Annotated in this window: 17 protein-coding genes and 1 pseudogene; 10 read left to right on the top strand and 8 right to left on the bottom strand. The window is 67.9% G+C overall.

The features are described 5' to 3' along the window. The first annotated feature begins 176 nt into the window (after positions 1–176). The 8 genes and pseudogenes from imuA (at position 177) to nagE (ending at position 13233) form a co-directional block, all read left to right on the top strand. Complete coding sequence (gene imuA / locus ACN8ZM_RS15270) at positions 177–884, top strand: translesion DNA synthesis-associated protein ImuA (RefSeq protein ID WP_420210244.1); 708 nt, start codon at positions 177–179, stop codon at positions 882–884. After that, on the top strand, positions 817–2304 hold the full coding sequence (locus ACN8ZM_RS15265; protein ID WP_420210243.1) for a Y-family DNA polymerase: 1488 nt from the start codon (positions 817–819) through the stop codon (positions 2302–2304). Before imuA ends, ACN8ZM_RS15265 begins: the two co-directional genes overlap by 68 nt. Before the next feature lie 6 nt (positions 2305–2310). Then, positions 2311–5517: pseudogene (locus ACN8ZM_RS15260) on the top strand (error-prone DNA polymerase). A 325-nt stretch (positions 5518–5842) separates the two neighbouring features. Next, positions 5843–6577 carry a GntR family transcriptional regulator gene (locus ACN8ZM_RS15255; RefSeq protein ID WP_043187255.1) on the top strand — a complete coding sequence of 245 codons (735 nt, stop codon included), beginning with the start codon at positions 5843–5845 and terminating at the stop codon, positions 6575–6577. A gap of 98 nt (positions 6578–6675) precedes the next feature. Beyond that, positions 6676–7779, top strand: a complete 1104-nt coding sequence (gene nagA / locus ACN8ZM_RS15250) for an N-acetylglucosamine-6-phosphate deacetylase (protein WP_043187257.1) — start codon at positions 6676–6678, stop codon at positions 7777–7779. Next, a complete protein-coding gene (locus tag ACN8ZM_RS15245) occupies positions 7772–8779 on the top strand; it encodes an SIS domain-containing protein (protein ID WP_043187258.1) in 1008 nt (335 codons plus the stop codon). Before nagA ends, ACN8ZM_RS15245 begins: the two co-directional genes overlap by 8 nt. Before the next feature lie 15 nt (positions 8780–8794). Further along, entirely contained in the window at positions 8795–11377 is a 2583-nt protein-coding gene (ptsP, locus tag ACN8ZM_RS15240) for a phosphoenolpyruvate--protein phosphotransferase (RefSeq protein ID WP_420210242.1), read from the top strand. An 86-nt stretch (positions 11378–11463) separates the two neighbouring features. After that, on the top strand, positions 11464–13233 hold the full coding sequence (gene nagE / locus ACN8ZM_RS15235) for an N-acetylglucosamine-specific PTS transporter subunit IIBC (protein WP_420210241.1): 1770 nt from the start codon (positions 11464–11466) through the stop codon (positions 13231–13233). A 150-nt stretch (positions 13234–13383) separates the two neighbouring features. On the opposite strand, the gene ACN8ZM_RS15230 is transcribed toward nagE, so the two are convergent. The 6 genes from ACN8ZM_RS15230 to rpoH all read right to left on the bottom strand — a co-directional run bounded on the left by ACN8ZM_RS15230 (position 13384) and on the right by rpoH (position 20950). Continuing rightward, complete coding sequence (locus ACN8ZM_RS15230; protein WP_420210240.1) at positions 13384–15876, bottom strand: family 20 glycosylhydrolase; 2493 nt, start codon at positions 15874–15876, stop codon at positions 13384–13386. Positions 15877–16454: 578 nt separating this feature from the next. Then, entirely contained in the window at positions 16455–16568 is a 114-nt protein-coding gene (cydX, locus tag ACN8ZM_RS15225) for a cytochrome bd-I oxidase subunit CydX (protein ID WP_043187264.1), read from the bottom strand. Between the two features lie 62 nt (positions 16569–16630). Then, positions 16631–17767 carry a cytochrome d ubiquinol oxidase subunit II gene (gene cydB, locus ACN8ZM_RS15220; protein ID WP_043187266.1) on the bottom strand — a complete coding sequence of 379 codons (1137 nt, stop codon included), beginning with the start codon at positions 17765–17767 and terminating at the stop codon, positions 16631–16633. Between the two features lie 31 nt (positions 17768–17798). Continuing rightward, the gene (locus ACN8ZM_RS15215; protein WP_043187268.1) at positions 17799–19379 is read right to left on the bottom strand and encodes a cytochrome ubiquinol oxidase subunit I; all 1581 of its coding nucleotides are present in this window, start codon (positions 19377–19379) and stop codon (positions 17799–17801) included. Further along, complete coding sequence (gene cydP, locus ACN8ZM_RS15210; RefSeq protein ID WP_011353248.1) at positions 19369–19647, bottom strand: cytochrome oxidase putative small subunit CydP; 279 nt, start codon at positions 19645–19647, stop codon at positions 19369–19371. Before cydP ends, ACN8ZM_RS15215 begins: the two co-directional genes overlap by 11 nt. 367 nt (positions 19648–20014) lie before the next feature. After that, the gene (rpoH, locus tag ACN8ZM_RS15205) at positions 20015–20950 is read right to left on the bottom strand and encodes an RNA polymerase sigma factor RpoH (RefSeq protein ID WP_043187270.1); all 936 of its coding nucleotides are present in this window, start codon (positions 20948–20950) and stop codon (positions 20015–20017) included. 361 nt (positions 20951–21311) lie between these two features. Between rpoH and pagL the strand changes: the two genes are divergently transcribed. Then, complete coding sequence (gene pagL, locus ACN8ZM_RS15200; RefSeq protein ID WP_043187272.1) at positions 21312–21881, top strand: lipid A 3-O-deacylase PagL; 570 nt, start codon at positions 21312–21314, stop codon at positions 21879–21881. A 45-nt stretch (positions 21882–21926) separates the two neighbouring features. After that, positions 21927–22310 (top strand): nuclear transport factor 2 family protein, encoded by a 384-nt coding sequence (locus tag ACN8ZM_RS15195; RefSeq protein WP_043187274.1) that lies wholly within the window; start codon positions 21927–21929, stop codon positions 22308–22310. A gap of 143 nt (positions 22311–22453) precedes the next feature. On the opposite strand, the gene leuA is transcribed toward ACN8ZM_RS15195, so the two are convergent. Then, the gene (gene leuA / locus ACN8ZM_RS15190) at positions 22454–24100 is read right to left on the bottom strand and encodes a 2-isopropylmalate synthase (RefSeq protein ID WP_420210239.1); all 1647 of its coding nucleotides are present in this window, start codon (positions 24098–24100) and stop codon (positions 22454–22456) included. A 380-nt stretch (positions 24101–24480) separates the two neighbouring features. After that, positions 24481–25455: a DNA-binding protein YbiB gene (gene ybiB, locus ACN8ZM_RS15185; protein WP_089451308.1), complete on the bottom strand. Its 975-nt coding sequence runs from the start codon at positions 25453–25455 to the stop codon at positions 24481–24483. Positions 25456–25593 lie beyond the last annotated feature (138 nt).

The raw sequence follows: 25593 nt of genomic DNA, 5'->3' as shown, positions 1-25593 counted from the left end.
GTGGCGGGCGTCCGGGCGGTGCGAGCCGGTGATGCCGGTGGCGGCCCGCCGTAATATCGCGGGCCCGCCGGCTTTTCACCCGTCTTTCATCTGACGAAATACCGGTTTCGTACCAGTACTGTGCGGCGTGGACGCATTGCCATATACTGTATATCCATACAGTTGTGGGTGGCGTCATGCTCGCATCCTCCATTTCTCCCGAATCCCTTCATCCGTCGCTGTGGCGCGGTTCGCAGCTCGCGCGTGGCGGTCCGCGCACGATCGACACGGGCTTTGCATCGCTGTCCGCCGAGTTGCCGGGCGGCGGCTGGCCGGTCGGCGGGCTCGTCGAGCTGCTGGCCGCGCAGCCGGGCTGCGGCGAAATGCGGCTGCTCGCGCCCGCGCTCGCGCGCACCGTCAGCGCGCGGCGCCCGCTCGCGCTCGTCGCGCCGCCGCAGTCGCCGCATGCCACCGCGCTCGCCAGTCTCGGCGTGCCGGCCGACGCGCTGCTGTGGCTGCGTGCCGGCAGCCGCACGGATGCGCTGTGGGCTGCCGAGCAGGCACTCAAGACCGGCTGTTGCGGCGCGCTGCTGCTGTGGCAGGACGCGCGGCCCGATGCGCTGCGGCGCCTGCATCTCGCGGCCGCGCGCACGGGCGACACGCTGTTCGTGATGCTGCGCCCGCTGTCGGCCGAGCGGCAACCGTCGCCGGCCGTGCTGCGGGTCGCGCTGTACCCGGTGCCGGGCGGTGTGTCGCTCGACATCGTCAAGCGGCGCGGCCCCGCCCGCAGCGAGCCGCTCGTGCTCGACCTGCCGTCGCCCATCGTGGAGAGCCGCTATGCGCGTCTTGCTCGGCATCCATCTGCCGCGCCTGCCGCTCGACGTGTGCGTCGCGCCCCCGTCTGACGGCGAGGCCGGCAGCGCCGGCCGTGCGGTGCTCGAGCAGGGTGTCGTGCTGATCGCCGACGCGGCCGCGCGCCGGCAGGGCGTGCGCGCGGGCATGAAGCGCGGCGGCGTGCTCACGCTCGCGCCGCACACGAAGCTCGTCGAACGCGATCCCGCACGCGAGGCCGATGCGCTGCGCGCGGTCGCGCTCGCGTTGCTGCGCTTCTCGCCGTGCGTCGCACTCGACGACGAAGCCACGCTGATCGTCGACGTCGGCCCGAGCCTGCGCCTGTTCGGCGGGCTGCCGTCGCTGTGCCGCCAGGTGCGCGCGACGCTCGCGGCGCTCGGCTATGCCGTGCGCCTGTCTGCCGCTCCGACCAGGGGCGGCGCGTGGCTGCTCGCGCGCGTGTCGGCTCGCGCACGCATCCGGCGCCGGGTCGCCGGGCAAGCGTCGCTCGTGCGCGTGCTCGACCGGCTGCCATGCGTGCTGCTGCCCGACGCGCGTCCCTATGCAGGCTGGTTCGACGGCCTCGGTTGCCGCACGCTCGCCGATCTGCGCGGCCTGCCGCGCGCAGGGCTGCAGCGCCGCTGCGGTCCCGCGCTGCTGGCCGCGCTCGATCGCGCGTATGGCGATGCGGTCGAGCCGCTCGCGTGGATGGCGGTGCCGCCCGTGTTCGACGTGCGGCTCGAACTGCAGGAGCGCGTCGAATACGCGGAAGCCGTGCTGTTCGTTGCGCGGCGGCTCGTCGTGCAGCTCTGCGGTTGGCTGGCCGCGCGGCACCTGTCACTGGCCGCGATGACGTTCGATCTCGAACACGAGCGCGGCCGCCAGGCCGTGCCGCCGACGCCGCTCGAACTCGCATTCGCGGCACCCGTGCGCGACGAGGCGCACTTCATGCGGCTGCTCGGTGAGCGGCTCGCGCGCGTGGAGTTGCCGGCCGCGGTGATCGCGGTGCGCCTGAAGGCCACGCGCGTCGAATCGGTCGCGCCGCCGGCCGACGATCTGTTTCCCGAGCCCGGCGGCACGCGCGAGACGCGTGCGCGGCTGTTCGAGCTGCTGGTCGCGCGGCTCGGCGCGGACAACGTGTTGCGCGCGGCGCCCGTCGCCGATCACCGGCCCGAGGCCGCGAACCGCTGGCTGCCGCTCGACGCGCAGGCCGGCAAGCCGGCTGCCGGGCCGCCGGCTGTGCCGCCGAGGCCCGCGTGGTTGCTGGCGGAGCCGCTGCCGTTGTTGATGCGTGGGGAGCGGCCGGTATTTCATACGCCGCTGAGGATGATGTCGTCGGTGGAACGGATCGAGGCCGGGTGGTTCGACGGTCAGCTCGCTGCGCGCGATTACTGCGTCGCGCAGGACGAGGCCGGTGCGTGCTACTGGGTGTTCAAGGAGCGGGCGGGGAGCGAGGCCGAGCCGCGCTGGTTCCTGCACGGCCTGTTCGGGTGAACGGTGATGGTTGCGGAATTCAGCTGGCTGCCCGATTACGCGGAGTTGTTCTGCCGTTCGAACTTTTCGTTCCTGCATGGCGCGTCGCATGCGGAGGAACTGGTCGAGCGTGCATTCGAGCTCGGCTATCGCGGGATCGCGATCACCGACGAATGCTCGCTTGCAGGCGCACCGCGCATGCACGTCGCGGCGAAGGCGAAAGGGTTGCCGCTCGTCATCGGTTCGTATTTCGAGGTCACGCCGGATGACGTCGCACCTGGCCACGATCCCGGCCCCGGCGCATTCGGGCTCGTGTTGCTTGCGCAGAATCGTGAAGGCTACGGCAATCTGTCCGAGCTGATTTCGTGACGGCGGATGGCTTCGCCGAAGGGCACTTACACGCTGACGTCGCGGATGCTGTCGGCGCCGCCTGCCGAGTTTGCGCACTTGCGCGGCATGCCCGACTGCTTCGTGATTCTCGTGCCGACGTATCCGGTGCGTGCGGATGTACTCGATGCGCAGGTCGCGTGGTTTCGCACGACGTTCGGCGAACGTGCGCGGCTCGGGCTCGTGCAACTGCAGCGCGCGCTGGACGGTGCGCAGCGCGAGGAGATTCGTGCAGCCGGCGAGCGGCGTGGCGTGCGTATCGTCGCACTCGGTGACGTGACGATGCACCGGCGCTCGTGCAAGGAGCTGCAGGACGTGATGACGGCGATTCGCGTCGGCATGCCGGTTTCCGAGTGCGGGTATGCGCTTGCGCCGAATGCGGAACAGCATTTGCGCGGGCGGAACCGGATCGGGAATCTGTATTCGCCGGCGGAGATCGAGGAGACCTGCACGATTCTCGATACGTGCGATTTCAAACTCGACTCGCTTCGCTACGAGTATCCCGACGAGATCGTGCCGAAGGGGCTCACGCCAACGAGCTATCTGGAGCAGGAAACCATGGCCGGGGCGGCCGCACGCTATCCGCAAGGTGTGCCGGAGAGGGTGTCGAAGCAGATCCGGTATGAACTCGACCTGATCGCGCAACTGAGCTACGAGCCGTTCTTCCTGACCGTCTACGACATCGTCAAATACGCGCGCAGCCAGAACATTCTGTGCCAGGGTCGCGGCTCGGCGGCGAACTCGGTCGTCTGCTTCTGCCTCGGCATCACCGAGGTGAATCCCGAGCAGAGCACGATGCTGTTCGAACGCTTCATCAGCGTGGAGCGAGGCGAGCCGCCCGACATCGACGTCGACTTCGAGCATCAGCGTCGGGAAGAGGTGATCCAGCATATCTACGAAAAATACGGACACAACCGCGCCGCACTTGCGGCCGCGGTATCGACCTATCGCCCGCGCGGCGTGCTGCGCGAAACCGGCAAGGCGCTCGGCGTCGATCCGATGCTGGTCGATCGCGTCGCGAAAGCGCACCGCTGGTTCGACGGCAGCCGCGACCTGCTGCAGCAATTCTCGACGATCGGGCTCGATCCCGAGACGCCGCTCATCCTGGCATGGGCCCGGCTCGCCGCGCGGCTGCTGAATTTTCCGCGCCACCTGTCGCAGCACTCGGGCGGTTTCGTGATCAGCCGCGGCAAGCTCACGCGGCTCGTGCCGGTCGAGAACGCGGCGATGGACGGGCGGCGCGTGATCCAGTGGGACAAGGACGATCTCGAAGCACTCGGGCTGATGAAGGTCGACGTGCTCGCGCTCGGCATGCTGTCGGCGCTGCATCGCGCCTTCGACATGCGTACCGCGTGGCGCGGGCCGCCGGAGCCGGATGGCGAACCGTTCACGCTGAAGCACATTCCGCAGGATGACAAGGCGACCTACGACATGATCTGCCGTGCCGATACGGTCGGCGTGTTCCAGATCGAATCGCGCGCGCAGATGTCGATGCTGCCGCGCCTGCGCCCGCGGACTTACTACGATCTGGTGATCGAGGTTGCGATCGTGCGGCCGGGGCCGATCCAGGGCGGGGCCGTGCATCCCTATCTGAAACGCCGCCAGGGCATCGAAAAGGTCAGTTATCCGAAGGAGGATTTGAAGCCTGCGCTCGAACGGACGTACGGCGTGCCGATCTTCCAGGAACAGGTGATGCAGATCGCGATGATCGCGGCGGGCTTCACGCCCGGCGAGGCTGACGAACTGCGCCGCGCGATGGCCGCGTGGAAGCGCAAGGGCAATCTCGAGAAATATCACCGCAAGATCGTCGACGGGATGCGCGAGCGCGACTATCCGCCCGACTTCGCCGAGCAGATCTTCGAACAGATCAAGGGCTTCGGCGATTACGGTTTCCCCGAAAGCCACGCCGCCAGCTTCGCGAAACTCGCGTACGCCAGCAGCTGGCTCAAATGCCACGAACCGGCGATCTTCCTCGCCGCGCTGCTGAACAGCCAGCCGATGGGTTTCTACCCGCCGTCGCAACTCGTGCAGGACGCGAAGCGCCACGGCGTGCAGGTGCTGCCGATCGACGTGACGCAAAGCAACTGGGAAGCCTCGCTCGAAGCGCTGCCCGACCAGCCGCCTCCCGATGGTCAGCCGGCCGTGCGGCTCGGCCTGTCGCTCGTGCGCGGTCTCGGCGAAGCTGCCGCGCGCCGCATCGAAGCCGCACGCACGGCGGCCGGCCCGTTCGACAACGTCGACACCCTCGCGCGCCGCGCGCAACTCGAACGCCGCGATCTCGAAGCGCTCGCCGCCGCGAACGCACTTGCAACGCTCGCCGGCCACCGCCGCGATGCGCTGTGGCAAGCGGTTGCAGCAGCCCCCGAACGCGACCTGCTCGCGACCGCACCGATCGACGAAGCGGAGAAGCCTGCACTCGGCGCGCCGTCGGAAGCCGACGACATCCTCGCCGACTATCACACCACTGGCCTTACGCTGAACCGCCACCCGGTCGCGCTGCTGCGGCCCGCGCTGCGCGCGCGGCGGCTGTCGTCCGCAGCCGAGTTGCACGACCGCCCCGACGGCCGGCTCGCGCGTGCGTGCGGGCTCGTGACCGCGCGGCAGATGCCGGGCACCGCGAAAGGCGTGATGTTCATGACGCTCGAGGACGAAACGGGCTGCGTGAACCTGATCGTCCGGCCCGAGCTGCTCGCGCGGCAGCGCCGCGAAACCCTCGACTCGCGGCTGCTCGCCGCGTCCGGCGTGTGGCAGGTCGCGAGCGACGTGCGGCACCTCGTCGTACAGCACTTCGAGGATCTGACGCCGCTGCTCGGCGGCCTGCGCACATCGAGCCGCGAATTCCACTGACGCAACCGGCGCGCGCCGCCGAACGCGCGGTGCTTTTCCATCCATGCATACCAGTCGGCTCAACTGGTTCTATTCAGGTCTTATATTCGTGCCCAAAACCTGGCCGAACCGCGTGCTGGAACTGTCCCCTTGCATACCAATCCGGGTAAATCCCTACCCCGCACTTCGTTGTAAACAAAGGGTTTGTTGGAACTAAAACGCTTGCCTAGCAAGGCTTGTGGCGATTTCGGCACGGCTAATACCAGTTCGTTGACTGGTATTATGGTGGTTATATAATGCCCTCACTTTCGACGGCCTGCGGTCGTCGTCCGACACCCGGAGGCACATGGAAACCGGCTGGTCCGAACTGGCGCCCGATCCCCTCAGCGACACGCCGCTCTATCTGCAGCTCGCCCGCAACCTGGCGAGCGCGATCCACGCCGGCGCGTGGCGGGCCGGCGAGGCGCTGCCGTCGGAGCGGCTGCTGTCGGTGTCGGTCGGCGTGTCGCGGATCACGGCCCGTCGCGCACTCGCGTTGCTGGTCGAGCAGGGGCTGATCAAGCGGGCGCGCGGGGCGGGCAGCTTCATTACGCCGCGTGTCGCCGATCCGCTGTCGCGTCTCGTCGGCTTCACCGCGAAGATGCAGCAGCGCGGCTTCGTGCCCGATTCGGTGTGGCTGTCGCGCACGCTGCGCGCCGCAAACCGCGACGAGATCACGCGTCTCGGTCTCGCGCCCGGCGCGACGGTGGCGCGGCTCGAACGGCTGCGCCGCGCGGACGGCATCGTGATGGCCGTCGAGCACTCGACGCTGCCGGCCGCGGTGGTGCCCGATCCGCAGGTGCTCGGCGCGTCGCTGTACGAATACCTCGAAGCGCGCGGGATGACCGTCGTGCGCGCGCTGCAGCACTTTCGCGCGGCGAACGCGACCCACGCGATCGCGAAATGGATGGCAGTGAAGCCGGGTTCGGCGCTGCTGGTGATCACGCGGATCGGCTACGGCGCCGACCAGCGCGCGATCGAAGTGAGTGAAACGTATTGCCGCGACGATTACTACGACTTCGTCGCCGAACTGAAACGCTGACGCGCGAGACTGCCCGCGCGCGACACGCGTGAAGTAACGACACGGATTTGCAAATCACGACGCGGATGCCCGCGTCACCAGATCATCAAGAGAACGTCATGCTGACTGGAAACATCCTTACCCCCGACGGCTGGATTCACGGTTCGCTCGATAGCGAGAACGGCCGCATCACGACCCTCGACGGCAAGCCCGTCGATCCCGCGAAGAACGATGCGCCTTACATCCTGCCCGGCTTCATCGACCTGCACGTGCACGGCGGCGGTGGCGCCGACGTGATGGAAGGCGGCGACGCGATCGAGACGATCGCCCGCACGCACGCGCAATTCGGCACGACGAGCCTGCTCGCGACGACGATGACCGCGCCGCGCGACGAACTGATGAAAGTCGTCGGCAACCTCGGCACCGTCGCGCGCACCCGCACGCCGGGCGGCGCGCGCGTGCTCGGCGTGCACCTCGAAGGGCCGTACATCAACCCCGGCAAGCTCGGTGCGCAGCCCGACGCGGCCGTGTCGGCCGTGCTCGATGAAGTGCTGAAGTACCTGTCGATCGCGCCGATCCGCGTCGTCACGCTCGCACCGGAAATCGCCGGCCACATCGAGATCATCGGCGAGATGGCGGCGCGCGGCGTGCGCGTGCAGCTCGGCCATTCGCTCGCGACCTACGACGACGCGGTGGCCGCGCTCAAGCACGGCGCGTGCGGTTTCACGCACCTGTTCAACGCGATGTCGCCGCTGCATCACCGCAACCCGGGCCTGGTAGGCGCGGCGCTTGCTCATGCCGAATACGCGGAAATCATCCCCGACCTGCTGCACGTACACCCGGGCGCGATTCGTGCTGCGCTGCGCGCGATCCCGCGCCTGTACGTCGTGACCGACAGCACCTCGGCAACCGGCATGCCCGACGGCGAATACCGGCTCGGCAGCCAGCACGTGACGAAGTGCCTCGGCGGCGTGCGCCTCGCCGACGGCACGCTCGCCGGCAGCACGCTGACGATGGATCAGGCGCTGCGCAATCTCGTGTCGCTCGGCCTGCCGATCGCCGACGTGTCGAACCGGATGTCGCGCTATGCGGCCGACTACCTCGGCGTCACCGATCGCGGCCGCCTCGAGCGCGGCGCATGGGCCGACCTCGCGGTGTTCGATCGCGACCTGAACCTCACCGCGACTTACGTCGAAGGAGAATCGATTGTCGAATATGCTTAAGGAAGCGCGCGAGTCCGCCCAGGTCGTCGCCGCGCAGATCGCCGACACCACGCGCGTCGAAGCGCTCGCCGGCCAATTGCTCGATCACCCGCCGGCCGTCGCGCTGACGGTCGCGCGCGGCAGCTCGGATCACGCCGCGAGCTATTTCGCGAGCCTGACGATGAGCCGCCTCGGCGTGCCGGTCGCGTCGCTGCCGATGTCGGTCGCCACGCTGCAGCAGGCGCCGTTGAAGGTGCAGGACCAGCTCGCGATCGCCTTCTCCCAGTCGGGCAAGAGCCCCGATCTCGTCAACACGATGGCCGCGCTGCGCGAAGCCGGCGCGCGTACCGTCGCCGCCGTGAACGTGCTGCCGTCGCCGCTCGCCGACGCATGCGAGCACCAGTTGCCGCTGCTCGCCGGCCCCGAACTGTCGGTGGCCGCGACGAAGAGCTATATCGCGATGCTGTCGCTGTCCGCGCAGATCGTTGCCTACTGGCAGCGCGATGCCGCGCTGATAACTGCGCTGCGCGGCCTGCCCGACGTACTCGCGCAGGCCGGCCAGCTCGACTGGTCGCAGGCCGTTGCCGCGCTGGCGGGTGTCGAGCGGATGATCGTGATCGGCCGCGGGCTGGGCCTTGCGATCGCGCAGGAAGCCGCGCTGAAGCTGAAGGAAACGTCCGGCATCCAGGCCGAGGCGTTCTCGAGCGCCGAAGTCCGTCACGGCCCGATGGAACTGATCGACCGCGACTATCCGCTGCTCGTGTTCGCACCGCCGGGGCCCGAGCAGGCCGGCCTGCTGCAGCTCGCCGCAGACATGCGCGCCCGCGGCGCGGCCGTGCTGCTCGCGGCGCCCGCCGGCACGCCCGGCGCGACGCTGCCGCTTGCGCAGTCTGCCCATTCGGCGCTCGACCCGATCGCCGCCATTCTTTCGTTCTACGTGATGGCGGCGGATCTCGCCGTCGCGCGCGGCCGCAATCCCGATACGCCGCGCCACCTGAACAAAGTCACCGAAACGCACTGATAGCCGAGACAGCCGATGAGACGCGCCGAGGAGTCCCAGTTGAAGAGCCCCACCCACGATCAGATCGTTCTGCTTGCCCCGCTGACGGGGCCGATCGTTCCGCTGGCCGACGTGCCCGATCCGGTGTTCTCCGGCGGGATGTTCGGCGACGGCATCGGCATCGACCCGCTCGCGGGCAAGCTCGTCGCGCCGTGTGCGGGCGTCGTGTCGCACCTCGCGCGCACAGGCCACGCGGTGACGATCACGACGCCGCAAGGCGCGGAAGTGCTGCTGCACATCGGCATCGACACCGTCGAGCTGAACGGGCAGGGCTTCACTGCGCACATCGAGGCCGGCGCGCGTGTCGAGGCGGGCACGCTGCTGATCGAGTTCGACCAGGATGCGGTGGCGCGCAGCGCGCATTCGCTCGTGTCGGTGATCGCGATCGCGAACTCGGATGCGTTCGAGGTCGTCGATCGTGCCAGCGGCTTCGCGACGGCCGGCGAGACGCCGCTGCTCGCGCTGCGCGGCAAGGGCGAAGCGGCCGTGCAGGCGGCACAGGCCGGCGCCGCGGCGCAGAACGAAGTGCGCCGTGAAATCGTGCTGGCGCAACCGGGCGGGCTGCATGCGCGGCCGGCCGCGCGAGCACGCGAAGCCGTGCGCGGGTTCGACGCGACCGTCGACGTGCTGTTCGACGGCCGCAAGGCGTCGATCGCGAGCGTCGTCGGCCTGCTCGGCCTCGGCGCCGGCGAAGGTGTGACGGTCGAACTGGTCGGCCGTGGCGCGCATGCGCAGCAGGCCGTCGATGCGGTCGAGCACGAGCTGCTGCGCGAAGCGCACGGCGAAGTCGAGGAAAAACCGGCGCGGATGACATCGCCCGTGCCGCAGACGATCGCGCGCAACGTCGGCGCGTCCATCGACCCGAACACGCTCGCAGGCGTGTGCGCGGCGCCCGGCATCGCGGTCGGTACGCTGGTGCGTCTCGACGATGCGGAAATCGTGCCGCCCGAGCAGGCCGCCGGCACGCCGGCTGCGGAAAGCCGCCAGCTCGACCAGGCGCTGAAGGCGGTCGATGCCGAACTCGACGAAACGGTGCGCAACGCATCGGCGCGCGGCGCGGTCGGCGAAGCGGGCATCTTCGCGGTGCACCGCGTGCTGCTCGAGGACCCGACGCTGATCGACGCGGCGCGCGACCTGATCAGCCTCGGCAAGAGCGCGGGCTTCGCCTGGCGCGCGACGATCCGCACGCAGATCGACACGCTGTCGAAGCTCGACGATGCGCTGCTCGCCGAACGCGCGGCCGACCTGCGCGACATCGAGAAGCGCGTGCTGCGCGCGCTCGGTCATACGAACGGAGCCGCGCGTGCACTGCCCGACGAAGCGGTGCTCGCGGCCGAGGAATTCACGCCGTCCGACCTGTCGTCGCTCGATCGCCAGCGCGTGACCGCGCTCGTGATGGCGCGCGGCGGCGCGACGTCGCACGCGGCGATCATCGCGCGGCAGCTCGGCATTCCGGCGCTGGTCGCGGTCGGCGATGCGCTGTACGCGATTCCGGACGGTACGCAGGTCGTCGTCGATGCGAGCGCGGGCCGGCTCGAACACGCCCCGACCGCGCTCGATGTCGAGCGCGCGCGGCACGAACGCCAGCGCCTGGACGGCGTGCGCGAGGCGAACCGGCAACTGGCGGGTGAAGCCGCCGCGACGGTCGACGGTCGCGCGATCGAGGTCGCCGCGAACATCGCGACGCTCGACGACGCGAACACCGCGGTCGACAACGGCGCCGATGCGGTCGGCCTGCTGCGCACCGAATTGATGTTCATCCATCGCCAGGCTGCGCCGACGGTCGTCGAGCACCAGCAGAGCTACCAGTCGATCGTCGACGCGCTGCAGGGCCGCACGGCGATCATCCGCACGCTCGACGTCGGCGCGGACAAGGAAGTCGACTACCTGACGCTGCCGCCCGAACCGAACCCGGCGCTCGGCCTGCGCGGCATCCGTCTCGCGCAGGTGCGCCCCGATCTGCTCGATGACCAGTTGCAGGGCCTGCTCGCGGTGAAGCCGCTCGGCGCGGTGCGCATCCTGCTGCCGATGGTCACCGACGTGGGCGAGCTCGTGCGCCTGAAAAAGCGCATCGACGAATTCGCGCGCGCGCAGGGCCGCACCGAGCCGATCGAGGTCGGCGTGATGATCGAGGTGCCGTCGGCCGCGCTGCTGGCCGACCAGCTCGCGCAGCACGCGGATTTCCTGTCGATCGGCACCAACGACCTGACGCAGTACACGCTCGCGATGGACCGCTGCCAGGCCGATCTCGCCGCGCAATCCGACGGCCTGCATCCGGCCGTGCTGCGCCTGATCGACATCGCGGTGCGCGGTGCGGAAAGGCACGGCAAGTGGGTCGGCGTGTGCGGTGCGCTCGGCGGCGATCCGCTCGCGGTGCCGATCCTGGTGGGCCTCGGCGTGACCGAACTGTCGGTCGACCCCGTATCGGTGCCGGGCATCAAGGCGCGTGTGCGCCGTCTCGATTACCAGTTGTGCCGGCAGCGCACGCAGGATCTGCTCGCGCTCGATTCGGCACAGGCGGTAAGGGCAGCAAGCCGCGAGGTCTGGCCGCTCGACTGAGCGTCGACGGCAGGTTCGCGACGGTTTCACGACGAAAGCAATTAGGTCAACGACGATTAATGACGAGACAAGGATTGGAGGACTGAATGAACGGGAATCCGTTTCTGAAAATACAGGGCCTGGGCCGGGCACTGATGCTACCGATCGCGGTACTGCCGGTTGCCGGCATCCTGCTGCGACTCGGCCAGCCGGACGTGTTCAACATCAAGATGATCGCCGACGCCGGCGGTGCGATCTTCGACAACCTGCCGCTGCTGTTCGCGATCGGCGTGGCGGTCGGTTTCGCGAAGGACAACAACGGCGTGGCGGCGCTCGCGGGCGCGATCGGTTACCTGATCGAAACCGCGATCATGAAGGACATCGATCCCAAGCTGAACATGGGCGTGCTGTCCGGGATCATCGCGGGTGTGGTCGCGGGCCTGCTGTACAACCGCTATAAAGACATCAAGCTGCCGGACTACCTCGCGTTCTTCGGCGGCAAACGGTTCGTGCCGATCATCACGGGCCTGGTCTGCGTGATACTCGGCATCGCGTTCGGGTACGTCTGGCAGCCGGTCCAGCATCTGATCGACGCGGCCGGCCAGTGGCTGACGACGGCGGGCGCGATCGGTGCGTTCGTGTTCGGCTTCCTGAACCGCCTGCTGCTCGTCACGGGCCTGCACCACATTCTCAACTCGCTCGCGTGGTTCGTGTTCGGCAACTTCACGCCGCCGGCCGGCGGCGAGATCGTGCACGGCGACCTGCACCGCTTCTTCGCGGGCGACCCGACCGCGGGCACCTTCATGGCCGGCTTCTTCCCGATCATGATGTTCGGCCTGCCGGCAGCGTGTCTCGCGATGCTGCACGAAGCGCCGAAGGAGCGCCGCGCGATGGTCGGCGGCCTGCTGCTGTCGATGGCGCTGACGTCGTTCCTGACCGGCGTGACCGAGCCGATCGAATTCAGCTTCATGTTCCTCGCACCGGTGCTGTACGTGATCCACGCGGTGCTGACGGGGCTGTCGCTCGCGATCTGCCAGATCCTCGACGTGAAGCTCGGCTTCACGTTCTCGGCCGGCGCGATCGACTACGTGCTGAACTACGGGCTGTCGACGAAGGGCTGGATCGCGATCCCGCTCGGGCTCGCGTACGGTGCCGCGTACTACGGGCTGTTCCGCTTCTTCATCCGCAAGTTCAATATGGCCACGCCGGGCCGTGAGCCGGCATCGGCCGATGCGGCCGCGGAATCGTACGCATCGGGCGGCTTCGTCGCGCCGGCTGCAGGCGCTGCGGCGGTTGCCGCTGCGCCGCGCGCGCAGCGCTACATCGCTGCACTCGGCGGGGCCGGCAACCTGTCGGTCGTCGACGCGTGCACGACGCGCCTGCGCCTGACCGTCGTCGATCCGGAGAAGATCTCGGAGCCGGAACTGAAGTCGATCGGCGCGCGTGGCGTGCTCAAGCGCGGCGGCAACAGCGTGCAGGTGATCATCGGGCCCGAGGCCGACATCATTGCCGACGAGATGCGTACCGCCATCGGCAGCGGCGCGGCAGGCGCAGCATCGACGGCGACGGCCGCCGCCGCGCAGCCCGTCACGGGCGCGGCCGCCGGCCCGCTCGATCCGGAGCCGACACGCTGGCTCGCGGTGTTCGGCGGCGCGACCAACGTCGTGTCGCTCGACGCGATCGCGACCACGCGCCTGCGTGTGGTCGTGCGCGATCCGTCGGCGGTCGATCGCGATCGTCTCGGTGCGCTCGACGTCGCATGGGTGTCGGTCGACACGTTCCACATCGTCTGCGGCAACGCGGCCGCACGCTATGCCGAACAGCTCGGCGCGCGCTTGCCGCCGTCGGGCAGCGGGGCGGCCGTGCAACCGGCCTGATGCGATGAAGCCGGCCTGATCCGCGACGCGGGTTCGGGCCGGCCGGCAAAACGAAAACGGCTTGCGATGCGTCGCAAGCCGTTTTTCTTTGGTGCGGGCGATGGCGCGATGCCTGCGTCCGCATCGCGCGTCGCCCGAGCGTTCAGCCGTTCACGGATTCGTCAGCGTGAAGGTCGGCTTCCGGTAGCCGATGCCGGCCCGGTCGAGCTTCGGCAATTCGCGTTGCGTGAGCAGCGTCGCGAAGCCGGCCCAGTCGCGCTGCAGCGCGGCCATGTCGACGTGATGCGTGTCGCCGCGCTTGAAGCGTACGCCGGCCGCATACGGCAGCTCCCAGTCGGCCCGGTGCCATGCGCGCTCGGCCAGCGCGAGCAGCCGCGGATAGGCCATGTATTCGAGGAAGGTGTCGTTGCGCATCACCTCGCCCCACGCCTGCCCTTGCATGCCTTCGATGCGCGGCGCAGGGCCCGTGCCCGTCACCTCGAACGCGTTGCCGTCTCGGTCGCCCATCACCTCGGCGTTCTGCGGCAGGTTCTCGGGCGCGAGCGAGAACACCTTGTACTCGTCCGTCGCGTGCGAGCCCCAGTAGTAGCCGCGCTCGCGCGGGTTCAGCGTGTACGGGAAGTCGAAGTACAGGTAGTCGGGCAGCGCGAGCACCGTCAGGTAGCCCTTGCCGCTCAGGTCGCGCGCGCTGTCCGATGCGCCCCAGAAGATCGTGTCCCACAGCGGCACCATCACGTGGCGCGTGCTGAAGTCCTGCGGCCCGTTCGCATGCTTGATGCCGTCCTGCCACGCGGCCATCGTGTCGATTCCGTTCGCGCTGACCGCCGCGCTCACCTGTTGCGCGAAACGCGTCGGCAGCTCGTCGATCGACTTGATTGCGCCGCGCTGGAGCAGCGCCGTGCACGCGGGTGAGCGCGCCCACGGCTTGTCCTGCGCGGCGAGATCGATGCGCCCCTTGTTCGGATCGGTGCCGTTCAGCGGCTGGAAGCCCCCGCCGAGGAAGATGTTCTTCGCCTCGTCGCCGCCGTAGTGCCAGATGTGCAGCGGCGCCTGCGCGTCCGCATGCATCGCGGCGATCTCGCGGATCACCTTCGACGCGAAATTGAGCGCGCCCGGCACGCACGGGTTCAGGTCGCTGCGCCGGTCGTAGAACTGCACCGTCGTCAGGTTCGACGTGTCCTGCGGATCGAGCAGCCGGTATGCGTTCGCTTCCTGCTCGCGGCCGGCCGCATGCAGCCGCCGGTAACGTGCCTCCATCGTCACGACGGCCGCACGCGCGTGCGCGGGCATGTCGATCTCGGGGATGATCTCGACGAAATGCGCGGCCGCGTAGCGCACCAGTGACACGTAATCGTCGCGGGTCAGGTAGCCGCCGCCCGAGCGGTTGTCCGGGCCGGAGCCGAGCTGCGGCAGCAGGCAGCGCGTCTCGCTCGGGTCGTGGCAGCGGCGTCCTCCGATCTCGGTCAGCTCGGGCAGGCCGGGAATCTCGATGCGCCAGCCCTCGTCGTCGGACAGGTGCAGGTGCAGGCGATTGAGCTTGTACGCGCTCATCTGGTCGATCAGGCGGCGCAGCGTCGCCGGGTGCTTGAAGTTGCGTGCGAGATCGACGTGCATCCCGCGATGCGTGAAGCGCGGCGCATCCTCGACGAGCATCGCCGGGATCGGGCCGCCGCCGGCGGGCGCGAGCGAGTAGAGCGTCTGCACGCCGTAGTAGAGGCCGGCGCGATCGTAGCCTTCGATCAGCACGCCGCGCGGCCCGATCGCGAGCCGGTAGCCGCCCGGCGTCGCGATGTCGGCCGGCAGCCGGCGCGGCGCGACGGCGCCACGTACCGGCACGCGTGCGCCGTCGAGCCCGAGTGTCGTCGCGCGTTCGCGCAGCGCCGCGACCTGCGCGTCCGGCAGGTCGGGCAGCGCGAGCTCGACGCCGCGCAGGTCGAGCGTGCCGGGCAGCGGCTGCTCGCGCTTCACGCTCGGCAGCGCGCGGCTCGCGTCGGGCCGCGCGGCCACCGGCGGCGCATTGCCGGTCGAGTTGCTCTGCGCATCGGCCGGCAGCGATTCGACGTAGCGCAGCTCGTCGTCGGTGTCGTTGTAGCGGAGCACGGCGGGCGGAGCGCCGTCGACGACCACGTACGGGCGCGGGATCACGTCGCTGTAGCGCAGCAGCCAGTATTCGGCGACGAACGGCAACTCGAGGCGCTCGCCGGGCGCAAGCCGCACCGAGCCCGGTTGCGGCGTCAGTTCGTACAGGTCGCCGGTGAGCCGCCGCAGCGCGAAGCCCGGACGGTCGATCCGCAGCAGGCGGCGGATGCTGTGCAGGTAGAGCTTCCAGCCGCCGTCGGCGATCGCCTGGTGGCCGCGGTTCTGCAGAATCAGGCGGCCCGTCGCGCAGGCCGCGCCGTCGGCGCCGAGATCGGCGCACGGCACGCCGGCCGCGGCCGCGTGATTGTTGTCGACGGCGACGCGCAGCGCGAGGCCGTTCGCCAGCCGCGCCGCGAGATCGGCCGGCGGCACCGGTGGACGGACGGTGCCGGTCGCCGCGACCGCCGCGACCGCCGCGCTCGACGCGGGCAGCGCGCCGAGCGCGACCGGCGACAGTGCCGCGATCAGCAGGCCGGCAAACAGGGTGGACAAGGTTCGGTTCATGCGAACTCCTGAGAAAAAAGGGGGCGTAGCGGCGTCACGGGATGACGTCGCTGCGGGCGGGTCTTTCAACGGAGCTGCGGGGACAACGGGGTGCGCGGGCGATGCAGCCGCCCCGCGCGCAGTCGGCACGCGTGGGCGTGCGGTTACGGAACGGGTGGCGGGCAGGCGTGCCGGTCGGATCGGCGGGGGCGGGTGCGCGTCTTCATCGGTGGCGCGCGGCAGCAGCTGCTGATGTCGTGGCGGCGCGGCCGGTGGCAAAGGCGCGCGTTCGACCTATACGGACGATGATGGCGACGCTCGCCGACGACGCGCAACCGGTCGCCGCACGGCGACGGCGAGACGGCGCGCAAGCGCGCGCCACAGACGGGATTCGCATGTCTCCCCCACCCAGATGGATTCGGCCTGTCAGCGGCCGTGTCCAAAGATCTTATGAAACCTTTTATTGGTATTCAAGTGGTATCAATCTGGCGCTAAATTGGCATCGACGCACCGGGCCTGCCCGGTCGGCCGGGGCGAAAAAAAACCTCGCGCGAGGCGAGGTTTCTTCCGGACGGCGGCCGCGTGACCGGCCGTACGCGTCAGTCGCGGACGCGTGCTTCCTGCGTCTTCTGCCGCGCTTCGAGCCACATCGCATTGACGATGCCGAACGACAGCGCGACGCCGATACCGAGAATCCAGCTGAAATACCACATGATCCGACTCCTTGCGAAACGGTGGGCGAGGGCGCATGCGCGCCCCGTCCCGGTTCAAAGCATCAATACATCGAATGCTTGTTCTCTTCGAGCACTTCGCGCGTGACCTTGCCGCGCATCACGCGGTACACCCAGCTCGTGTAGAGCAGGATGAGCGGCAGGAACACGATCACCGCGAACAGCATCACCTGCAGCGTCATGTGGCTCGACGTCGAATCCCACACGGTCAGGCTGCTGCGCGGGTCGAGCGACGACGGCATGATGAACGGGAACATCGAGAAGCCGGCGGTGAGGATCACGCCGGTGATCATCAGGCCCGTGCAGAAGAACGCCGTCTTTTCCTGCTTCGAGCCGGCGAGCAGCAGCGCGAGCAGGCCGCCCGCAATCGCGACGACGGGCGCCGCGATCATCCACGGGAATTCGCCGTAGTTCGCGAGCCACAGGCCCGAGCCTGCGGCGACGTCCTTGAGCAGCGGGTTCGCGACCGTATCGGTCGGCGCGGCGTGCGTGATGTGGAAGCCGCCGATGGTGGACGCGATCAGCACGCCGGCCAGCACGAACAGCACGACCGCGAGGAACGACGCCACGCGCAGTGCGACCGATGCACGGCGTGCGATCACGCCTTCCGTCTTCATCTTGATGAAGGCCGCGCCGTGCGCGACGAGCATCGTGAGGCTGACGAGGCCGCACAGCAGCGCGAACGGGTTCAGCAGCGCCCAGAAGCTGCCGTAGTAGGTCACGCGCAGGTCGCTGTCGAACTTGAACGGCACGCCTTGCAGCAGGTTGCCGAACGCGACGCCGAACACGAGTGCCGGCACGAAGCCGCCGATGAACAGGCCCCAGTCCCAGCCCGCGCGCCAGCGCGGGTCAGGCCGCTTGCTGCGGTAGTCGAAGCCCACCGGCCTGAAGAACAGCGCGAACAGCACCAGCAGCATCGCGAAGTAGAAGCCGGAGAACGACGCCGCGTAGACGAGCGGCCAGGCCGCGAACATCGCGCCGCCGGCCGTGATCAGCCACACCTGGTTGCCTTCCCACGTCGCACCGACGGTGTTGACGATGATGCGGCGCTCCTCGTCGGTCTTGCCGAGGAACGGCAGCAGCGCGGTCGCGCCCATGTCGAAGCCGTCGGTGACGGCGAAGCCGATCAGCAGCACGCCGACGAGCAGCCACCAGATCAGCTTGAGAGTTGCATAGTCCATAGCGATTCCTTGTTCCGTTTCAGGTGCGTGCTCACGCCGGGGCGCGCTCGCTGGCGGCCGCGATTTCGTGGTGATAGCGGCCGGTATGCAGCGACGACGGGCCGAGGCGCGCGTACTTGAACATCAGCTTGATCTCGATGACGAACAGCGCGGTGTAGAACAGGATGAAGCCCGCGAGACTCAGGTACAGGTCGCTCGGCTGCAGGCTCGACGCGGACAGGTGCGTCGGCAGCACGCCGGCGATCGTCCACGGCTGGCGGCCGAGCTCGGCGACGATCCAGCCGAATTCGATCGCGATCCACGGCAGCGGGATCGCCCACACCGCATAACGGAGGAACCAGCGGCGGTTGTCCTGCAGCAGTTCGCGGCGCGCGCAGAACCAGAATGCGGCGATGAACGTCGCGACGAACAGGAAGCCGAGGGCCACCATGATCCGGAACGAGAAGAACACGGGGGCGACCGGCGGGATCGTCTTCTTCGCGGCGGCCTTGATCTGCTCGGGCGTCGCGTCGACCACGTTCGGCGTGAACTGCTTGAGCATCAGCCCGTAGCCGAGATACTGCTTGTGCTGGTCGAACAGCGCGCGGGTCGCGTCGCTCGTGTCGCCCTGCTTGATCTTCTGCAGCGCGCCGTACGCGATCATCCCGCTCTGGATGTGCTCCTCGCTGTGCTTCGCGAGGTCACGCAGGCCGATCACCGGTTCGTCGATCGAGCGCGTCGCGATCAGGCCGAGCGCATACGGGATCTTGATCGCGTAGTCGGTGCGCTGTTCTTCCTGGTTCGGAATGCCGATCAGCGTGAACGATGCGGGTGCCGGCTGCGTTTCCCATTCGGATTCGATCGCGGCGAGCTTCATCTTCTGCACTTCGCCGGTCGTATAGCCCGATTCGTCGCCGAGCACGATCACGCAGAGCGTCGCCGCGAGGCCGAAGCCGGCCGCGACCGCGAACGAGCGCAGTGCGAAGTCGACGTCGCGCTTCTTCAGCAGGTACCACGACGACACGCCGAGCACGAACATCGCCGCCGATACGTAGCCGGCCGACACCGTGTGCACGAACTTCACCTGGGCGACCGGGTTGAACAGCACGTCGAACAGGCTCGTCATCTCCATGCGCATCGTCTGGTAGTTGAACTCGGCGCCGACCGGGTTGTTCATCCAGCCGTTCGCGACGAGGATCCACAGCGCGGACAGGTTCGAGCCGAGCGCGACGAGGAACGTGACCATCAGGTGCTTGACCTTCGACAGGCGGTTCCAGCCGAAGAAGAACAGGCCGACGAACGTCGATTCGAGGAAGAACGCCATCAGGCCTTCGACCGCGAGCGGCACGCCGAAGATGTCGCCGACATAGTGCGAGTAGTACGACCAGTTCGTACCGAACTGGAATTCGAGCGTGATGCCGGTGGTCACGCCCATCGCGAAGTTGATGCCGAACAGCTTGCCCCAGAACTGGGTCATGTCCTTGTAGACCTGTTTGCCGGTCATCACGTAAACGGCTTCCATGATGACGAGCAGCCAGGACAGGCCGAGCGTCAACGGCACGAACAGGAAGTGGTAGAGCGCCGTGATGCCGAACTGCAGACGTGACAGATCGACAACTTCACTACTTATCATGGTGGTCTCCCTCGGTAGATGCAGGCGCCGGTACCGAGAGCAGCTTCTCGGCGACGGCGGCAGGCGGCAACGACATGTGCTCGGCCTGCGGATGATTGAAGAATGCGTATTTGAGCGACATCAGGAGGATCAGCTTGACGATCAGCACCAGGGTGATGTCGCGGGCGAGGGTCGGTCCGCGTGCCCACGCGGCGATGCGCGCGCGCCAGCCGATCGTACCGGCCGGCCGCGGCGGAGGCGGCGCAGGCTCTTTATTGATCGAGATCAAGGCGATTATCCTGAATCGATTTAGGTCGGATTTGGGGCGACTTTACGTCGGATTTATGACGGCTGTGAAGCTGTTTTAATCCTTCTGCGCCTGACATGCCAATTTTAAAAGGACGGCTTTCCAATGCCGAGTGCTGCGCTGCGGCAGACCGTCGCGAAACACGGGCCGAAATTTGAGGCAGATCAAGGTTATGCGGAAGGGGCCCGCAAACGGCCTATTACCTGACGAATCAGGTCAATTAATCGGCAAAGAAACGAGTGGAGAAACGAACGAAGAAACGAATGAAATGCCCGGGAAAAGACAGGCGAAAAAAAACCGCTGCCGGGCGGGCAGCGGTTTTTGATGAAGCGCTCTAAATCGCAGCGATTTACGCGTATTCGGCGAGGGCGGTGCGCATCTTTTTCATCGCGCTCGCTTCGATCTGGCGGATGCGTTCCGCCGACACGCCGAACTCGGCGGCGAGATCGTGCAGCGTCGAGCCGCCCGAGCCGTCGTCGTCGACGTGCAGCCAGCGCGCCTCGATGATGCGGCGGCTGCGCGCGTCGAGTGCGCCGAGTGCCTGCGCGATGCCGTCCGTCTGCAGCGTGTCGCGCTGGCGCGCGGCGAGCACGGCGGTCGGTTCGTTGTGCGAGTCGGCCAGGTAGGCGATCGGCGCGTACGACTCCTCGCCGTCTTCGACCTGCCCTTCGAGCGCGATGTCGCCGCCCGACAGGCGCGTTTCCATTTCGGTCACGTCTTCGCGCTTGACGTTGAGTTCCTTCGCGAGGCCGTCGATTTCCTCGGGCGTCATCGCCTGCAGGCCCTTCTTGTGGCTGCGCAGGTTGAAGAACAGCTTGCGCTGCGCCTTCGTCGTCGCGACCTTCACCGTGCGCCAGTTGCGCAGGATGTACTCGTGGATCTCTGCCTTGATCCAGTGGATCGCATACGACACGAGACGCACGTTCTGGGCCGGATCGAAGCGCTTCACGGCCTTCATCAGGCCGATGTTGCCTTCCTGGATCAGGTCGCCGTGCGGCAGGCCGTAGCCGAGATAGTTGCGCGAGATCGACACGACGAGCCGCAGGTGCGACAGCACGAGGCGGCGTGCCGAGTCGAGATTGTTGCCTTCACGGAATTCGGTTGCGTACTGGCGTTCCTCTTCGGCGGTCAGCAGCGGAATACGGTTGACGGCCTGGATATACGCGTCGATGTTGCCAAGCTGGCCCGGCAACATCGATTGGGCTGCGAGCGCCAGCGAGCCTGCCGATGCGGCCTTGGCCGGCGTCGGGCTCAGGGTGTTCGGGAGGGTCAGGGCGTTGCTCACTAAAAAAACTCCTTTGGAATCAGGGACAAACCCCCGGTCTCGAATGAAATTCCGTGGGCCATCTTAGCACTCCCGCAAGACGAGTGCTAATTCCTTAGAGCAAGCGTGGGCATCGGAGTTCCCGCTTTTTCTATCGAGCCACTCGAGCCGATAGTCTAATCTGCGACAGAGGTGGAGAAGCGAAGTTCCGTAAGCCGTTGTTTCTGATGGTAATCAGTAGACGATTTCAATTTTTGTCGTTTTGGAAGGAAGCCATTTCGCTTTGTGATGCCGATTCGAAAAGTCCTTTACCATACCATTCAGTTCGCTCGAGCCGGCCGAAGCGGCAGGCTCCATTCAACCCATAAAGTTGGAGTGTCAGATGAACAATAAGAAGAATCGCCGGCCCCGCAGCCGGCTTGCGCTGCACGCGATGCTGGCGGCGTCCCTTCTGGGTGGATCGGGTGCGGCATGCGCGGATCGATGGGGGATTCAGGCGGGCGGCGGCTTTTCGGATCGCCGCGGGGTCGACAAGGCCGATCTCGGCGTGGTGTGGGATCCGGGCTGGAACTGGTGGGAAATCGGCGGCTGGCACTTCGCGTTCGTCGTGGAAGGGCACGCCGGCTACTGGCATACGGGCGGCAACGTCCACAGCAGCATCGGCGAATTCGGCGTGACGCCGATGTTCCGCTTCATCAAGAGCGCCGGGGCGATCCGACCGTTCATCGAGGCCGGCGGCGGCGTCCGGCTGCTGACGCACCCGACGATCTCGGACAGTTTCTCGATGGGGACCGCGTTCCAGTTCGCACCGACCGCGGGGGTGGGCGTGCAGTTCGGCCAACGGCAACAGTATCAGGTCGGCTACCGTTTTGAACATGTGTCTAACGCGGGTATCAAAGAGCCGAATCCTGGTATAAATTTCCACCAGTTCTACTTGCAGTACAACTTCTGATCCGCACGCCCGCGCACGGCGTGCGCGTTGCCGAGGAGTCAGGCGATGGCGAAGGTGGTCGATGCGGTCCGCGCGCTCGAGCGCGACCGGTTCCGGGCGATGGTGGACGGGGACGGCGAAGCGCTCGACACGCTTTTGTCGGACAAGGTGTTCTTCGTGCACACCAACGGCAAACGCGAAACCAAGCAGCAGTTCATCGACGCCATCGTCGCCGGCCGCCGCCGCTATCGCCAGATCGAAATCCAGTCGCAGGACGTGCTGCCCGTCGGCGATGCAACCTGCGTCGTCACCGGGCGCGCGTTGATCGAGATGGAAACGAACAACGGCGGCCTGGTCTTCCCGATTGCGTATACCTCTGTCCACACCCACGAGCAGGGCCGCTGGTGCCTGTTCGCGTGGCAGGCGACGCGGTGCGCGACCGAGACCTGAGCGCGCGTGGCGCTCCTTTTCATGTCCCGACCGAAGCGGCCTTCTGGGCCGCTTTTTGCTGCCTCGTGCGGCGCGGATCGCGCGGCGCACGGGCGGTCACGCTCCGCTCGCTGACGTTTGAACCCTGAAACGGAACCCGGCGCTCAGGCCGCCGCGCGGCGATCCGCGCAGTGCCAGGCCGAGCGGTTGATCGCGCTGACGACCGCATCGAGCGCGGCGCTCGCCGCATCGGCGTGCAGGCCGACGCCGTGCCGCAGCGGCGCATCGCCGACCCGGCAGCCGACCGATACCGCGATCCGCCCGTCCGTCGTGCGCGCGTGTTCGCACGACGCGACGTCGATCGCGGCGTCGGCGGCCGCCGCGAAGGCCGCGGCCAAACGTCGCACGGCATCGTCGGGCATCGTGTCCGCGGCGGACGCCGCCGCGATCTCGCGGTTCCGCCAGCGCGCGCCGCTGCCGTGTCGTGCAGCCGGCCCGTCGGTGTCGAAGAATTCGCGTGCGAACAGCGCGCAGATCGCGTCGCCCGTCACTTCCTCGCCGGACGCGTCGGCGAGCGTCTGCACCGCATGGCTGAATTCGATCTGCACCCGGCGCGTCGGCGTAAAGCCCATCCCGCGTTCGAGCAGGAACGTCGCGCCGCCCTTGCCGGACTGGCTGTTCACGCGGATCACCGCGTCATAGCTGCGGCCGAGGTCGGCCGGGTCGATCGGCAGGTACGGCACTTCCCAGGCCGCGTCGGGGCGCTGCTGCGCGAAGCCCTTGCGGATCGCGTCCTGGTGCGAGCCCGAGAACGCGGTGAACACGAGGTCGCCCGCGTACGGATGGCGCGGATGCACGGGAATCTGGTTGCAGCGTTCGACGATGCGGCGCACGGCATCGATGTCGGAGAAGTCGAGGCCCGGATCGATGCCCTGCGTGTAGAGATTCAGCGCGAGCGTGACGAGATCGACGTTGCCGGTGCGCTCGCCGTTGCCGAACAGGCAGCCCTCGATACGGTCGGCGCCTGCGAGCAGCGCGAGTTCGGCCGCCGCGACCGCGGTGCCGCGGTCATTGTGCGGATGCACGGACAGCACGATGCTGTCGCGATACGCGAGGTTGCGGTCCATCCACTCGATCTGGTCGGCGAATACGTTCGGGCTCGCGGCCTCGACGGTGGCCGGCAGGTTGACGATCATCTTGTGATCGCGGGTCGGGCGCCAGGTTTGCGCGACCGCGTCGCAGATCTCGCGCGCGAACGTCAGCTCGGTCATGCTGAAGGTTTCCGGCGAGTACTGGAAGGTCCACTGCGTGTCGGGGCGCGCGGCGGCGTGCTCCTTGATGATGCGCGTGCCGTCGATTGCGAGCGCTTTCACGTCGGCCTTCGACATCCCGAACACGATGCGGCGGAACGACGGGCAGACCGCGTTGTACAGGTGCACGATCGCGCGCGGCACGCCTTCGAGCGCGTCGAACGTGCGGGCGATCAGGTCTTCGCGCGCCTGTACGAGCACTTCGATCGTCACGTCGTCGGGAATCCGCTTGTCGTCGATCAGCTTGCGGACGAAATCGAAGTCGGTTTGCGACGCCGACGGAAAACCGACTTCGATCTCCTTGAACCCGATCGCCACCAGCATCTCGAAGAATTCGAGCTTCTGCTCGATGCTCATCGGCTCGATCAGCGACTGGTTGCCGTCGCGCAGGTCGGTGCTCATCCAGACGGGCGCGCGCTCGATGGTGCGCGACGGCCATTTGCGGCCATTGAGGCGGACGGGCTCGAACGGGCGGTACTTGTCTTGCGGATTGCGCTGCATCTTCTGGACCTCGGGTCTCAAGTCGCGAGCGAAGACGGGCGGCATGGGCGACGGTTGGCGCTGCCTCGCTCCGCGGCACGTAAGCGCGCTGCGGATGCGGATGATCTTCGCGAATCGGCCGACGGATAGACGGACGAAGGCTGACGACTTCGGGTTGTAAAAACTGCGAGAGGGGTACTGCGAGGAACTGCTGGGAGGGACCGTGCGGACAGCACACGGCGCTACGAAAGCCTTAGGCTAGTCGTAGCGATAGCGGCCGCGCTAGGCGGCCGGAGGTAATTCGGAGGGTGTTCGGAGAGGAACGCATGAGGACAACTCTAAGTCAGGATGCGTTCTCGTGTCAAATGCCCTGCAAACGGGGCCGGTTCGCGAGCGCGCCGTCAGCGCGCGATGCGGGCGATCTGCACGATCGTCGCGACCTGCCGGGCGACCGTGTCGGGCACCGGCACTTCGCCGCGCAATACGGCGTCGGTCCACGCGGCCGTCGTGGCCGCATCGCGCGATTCGGGCAGCGCGACGGGGGACGCATCGGTCGACGAGCGTTCGGCTTCGATCAGCGTGTCGCACACGCCGTCGTGCAGCCAGTCGACCTGCACCTGGCGTCGCGTATCGGCCACGGCTTCGCCCTCGGTGCCGCGTGCCAGCAGCGCGCCGCCGAGCGCGGCGTCCGGATGGTCGCGGAACAGCTGCGCGAGGCTGTCGCGGTACGGTGGGTGCGTGTAGTTGACGAGCCGCAGGCCGGCCGGCGCGAACGGCTGCAGGATCTTCACGAGCGTGTGCGTCGAGTTGCGCACGCCGAGCACGCTGCGCATCGACAGCAGATGCGCGATGCGCGGCGCCAGCACTTCGATCGACGCGAACGCGACGCGGCGCTCGGCAAGCGTGTCCTCGATCGCATCGTGCGATGCCGACGGCGCGAGCGACAGTGCCGAAAAGATCTCGGCGCTCGTCACGCGGCCCGGATCCTGCTCGACGCCATGCACGAGCACCGGTACGCCTTCGCGCGCGAGCAGCAGCGCGAGCAGCGGCACGAGGTTCGGCTGCTTGCGCGCGCCGTTGTAGCTCGGGATCGACACGGGGCGGAACGCGGCGTCCTGCACGTGCACCGGCGCGAACGACGCCTGCGCGGCGGCGAGCATCGCGGCCAGCTCGTCGGCGGATTCACCTTTCAGCCGATAGGCGATCAGGATCGCGCCGAGTTCGACGTCCGACACGCGCGCGTCGAGCATCGCGCGATAGAGCTCGAACGTGTCCTCGGCGGACAGCGCGCGCGCGCCGTGCGGGCCGCGGCCGATTTCCTTGATGAAGCGGGCGCACGGGAACGGAACGGCAGCGGGATCGTGGGAAGCGGTCATCGGGGCGTGGGGAGGGCGGCCGGCATCGGGCCGCGCTGTGAGCGGTGAGGAATGCCCCGAGTATCGCACGGGTGCGGCTGTCGCCAAGCGAGGCCGCGCCGCGCGGCGCGCTACACTCTGGTTCCCGGCGGTGCGCGC

It is taken from the genome of Burkholderia aenigmatica (assembly GCF_048627025.1).
Classification (GTDB): Bacteria; Pseudomonadota; Gammaproteobacteria; order Burkholderiales; family Burkholderiaceae; genus Burkholderia; species Burkholderia aenigmatica.
This window is presented reverse-complemented; position numbering and strand designations above follow the sequence as displayed.

Coding starts and splice junctions, on each gene's coding strand:
- ACN8ZM_RS15265 (WP_420210243.1), top strand. CDS start 817: ATGCGCGTCTTGCTCGGCATCCATCTGCCGCGCCTGCCGCTCGACGTG.
- leuA (WP_420210239.1), bottom strand. CDS start 24,100: ATGCAGCGCAATCCGCAAGACAAGTACCGCCCGTTCGAGCCCGTCCGC.
- imuA (WP_420210244.1), top strand. CDS start 177: ATGCTCGCATCCTCCATTTCTCCCGAATCCCTTCATCCGTCGCTGTGG.
- ACN8ZM_RS15215 (WP_043187268.1), bottom strand. CDS start 19,379: ATGATAAGTAGTGAAGTTGTCGATCTGTCACGTCTGCAGTTCGGCATC.
- ACN8ZM_RS15195 (WP_043187274.1), top strand. CDS start 21,927: ATGGCGAAGGTGGTCGATGCGGTCCGCGCGCTCGAGCGCGACCGGTTC.
- cydB (WP_043187266.1), bottom strand. CDS start 17,767: ATGGACTATGCAACTCTCAAGCTGATCTGGTGGCTGCTCGTCGGCGTG.
- ptsP (WP_420210242.1), top strand. CDS start 8,795: ATGAGACGCGCCGAGGAGTCCCAGTTGAAGAGCCCCACCCACGATCAG.
- ACN8ZM_RS15255 (WP_043187255.1), top strand. CDS start 5,843: ATGGAAACCGGCTGGTCCGAACTGGCGCCCGATCCCCTCAGCGACACG.
- pagL (WP_043187272.1), top strand. CDS start 21,312: ATGAACAATAAGAAGAATCGCCGGCCCCGCAGCCGGCTTGCGCTGCAC.
- ACN8ZM_RS15230 (WP_420210240.1), bottom strand. CDS start 15,876: ATGAACCGAACCTTGTCCACCCTGTTTGCCGGCCTGCTGATCGCGGCA.
- cydX (WP_043187264.1), bottom strand. CDS start 16,568: ATGTGGTATTTCAGCTGGATTCTCGGTATCGGCGTCGCGCTGTCGTTC.
- ACN8ZM_RS15245 (WP_043187258.1), top strand. CDS start 7,772: ATGCTTAAGGAAGCGCGCGAGTCCGCCCAGGTCGTCGCCGCGCAGATC.
- nagE (WP_420210241.1), top strand. CDS start 11,464: ATGAACGGGAATCCGTTTCTGAAAATACAGGGCCTGGGCCGGGCACTG.
- nagA (WP_043187257.1), top strand. CDS start 6,676: ATGCTGACTGGAAACATCCTTACCCCCGACGGCTGGATTCACGGTTCG.
- ybiB (WP_089451308.1), bottom strand. CDS start 25,455: ATGACCGCTTCCCACGATCCCGCTGCCGTTCCGTTCCCGTGCGCCCGC.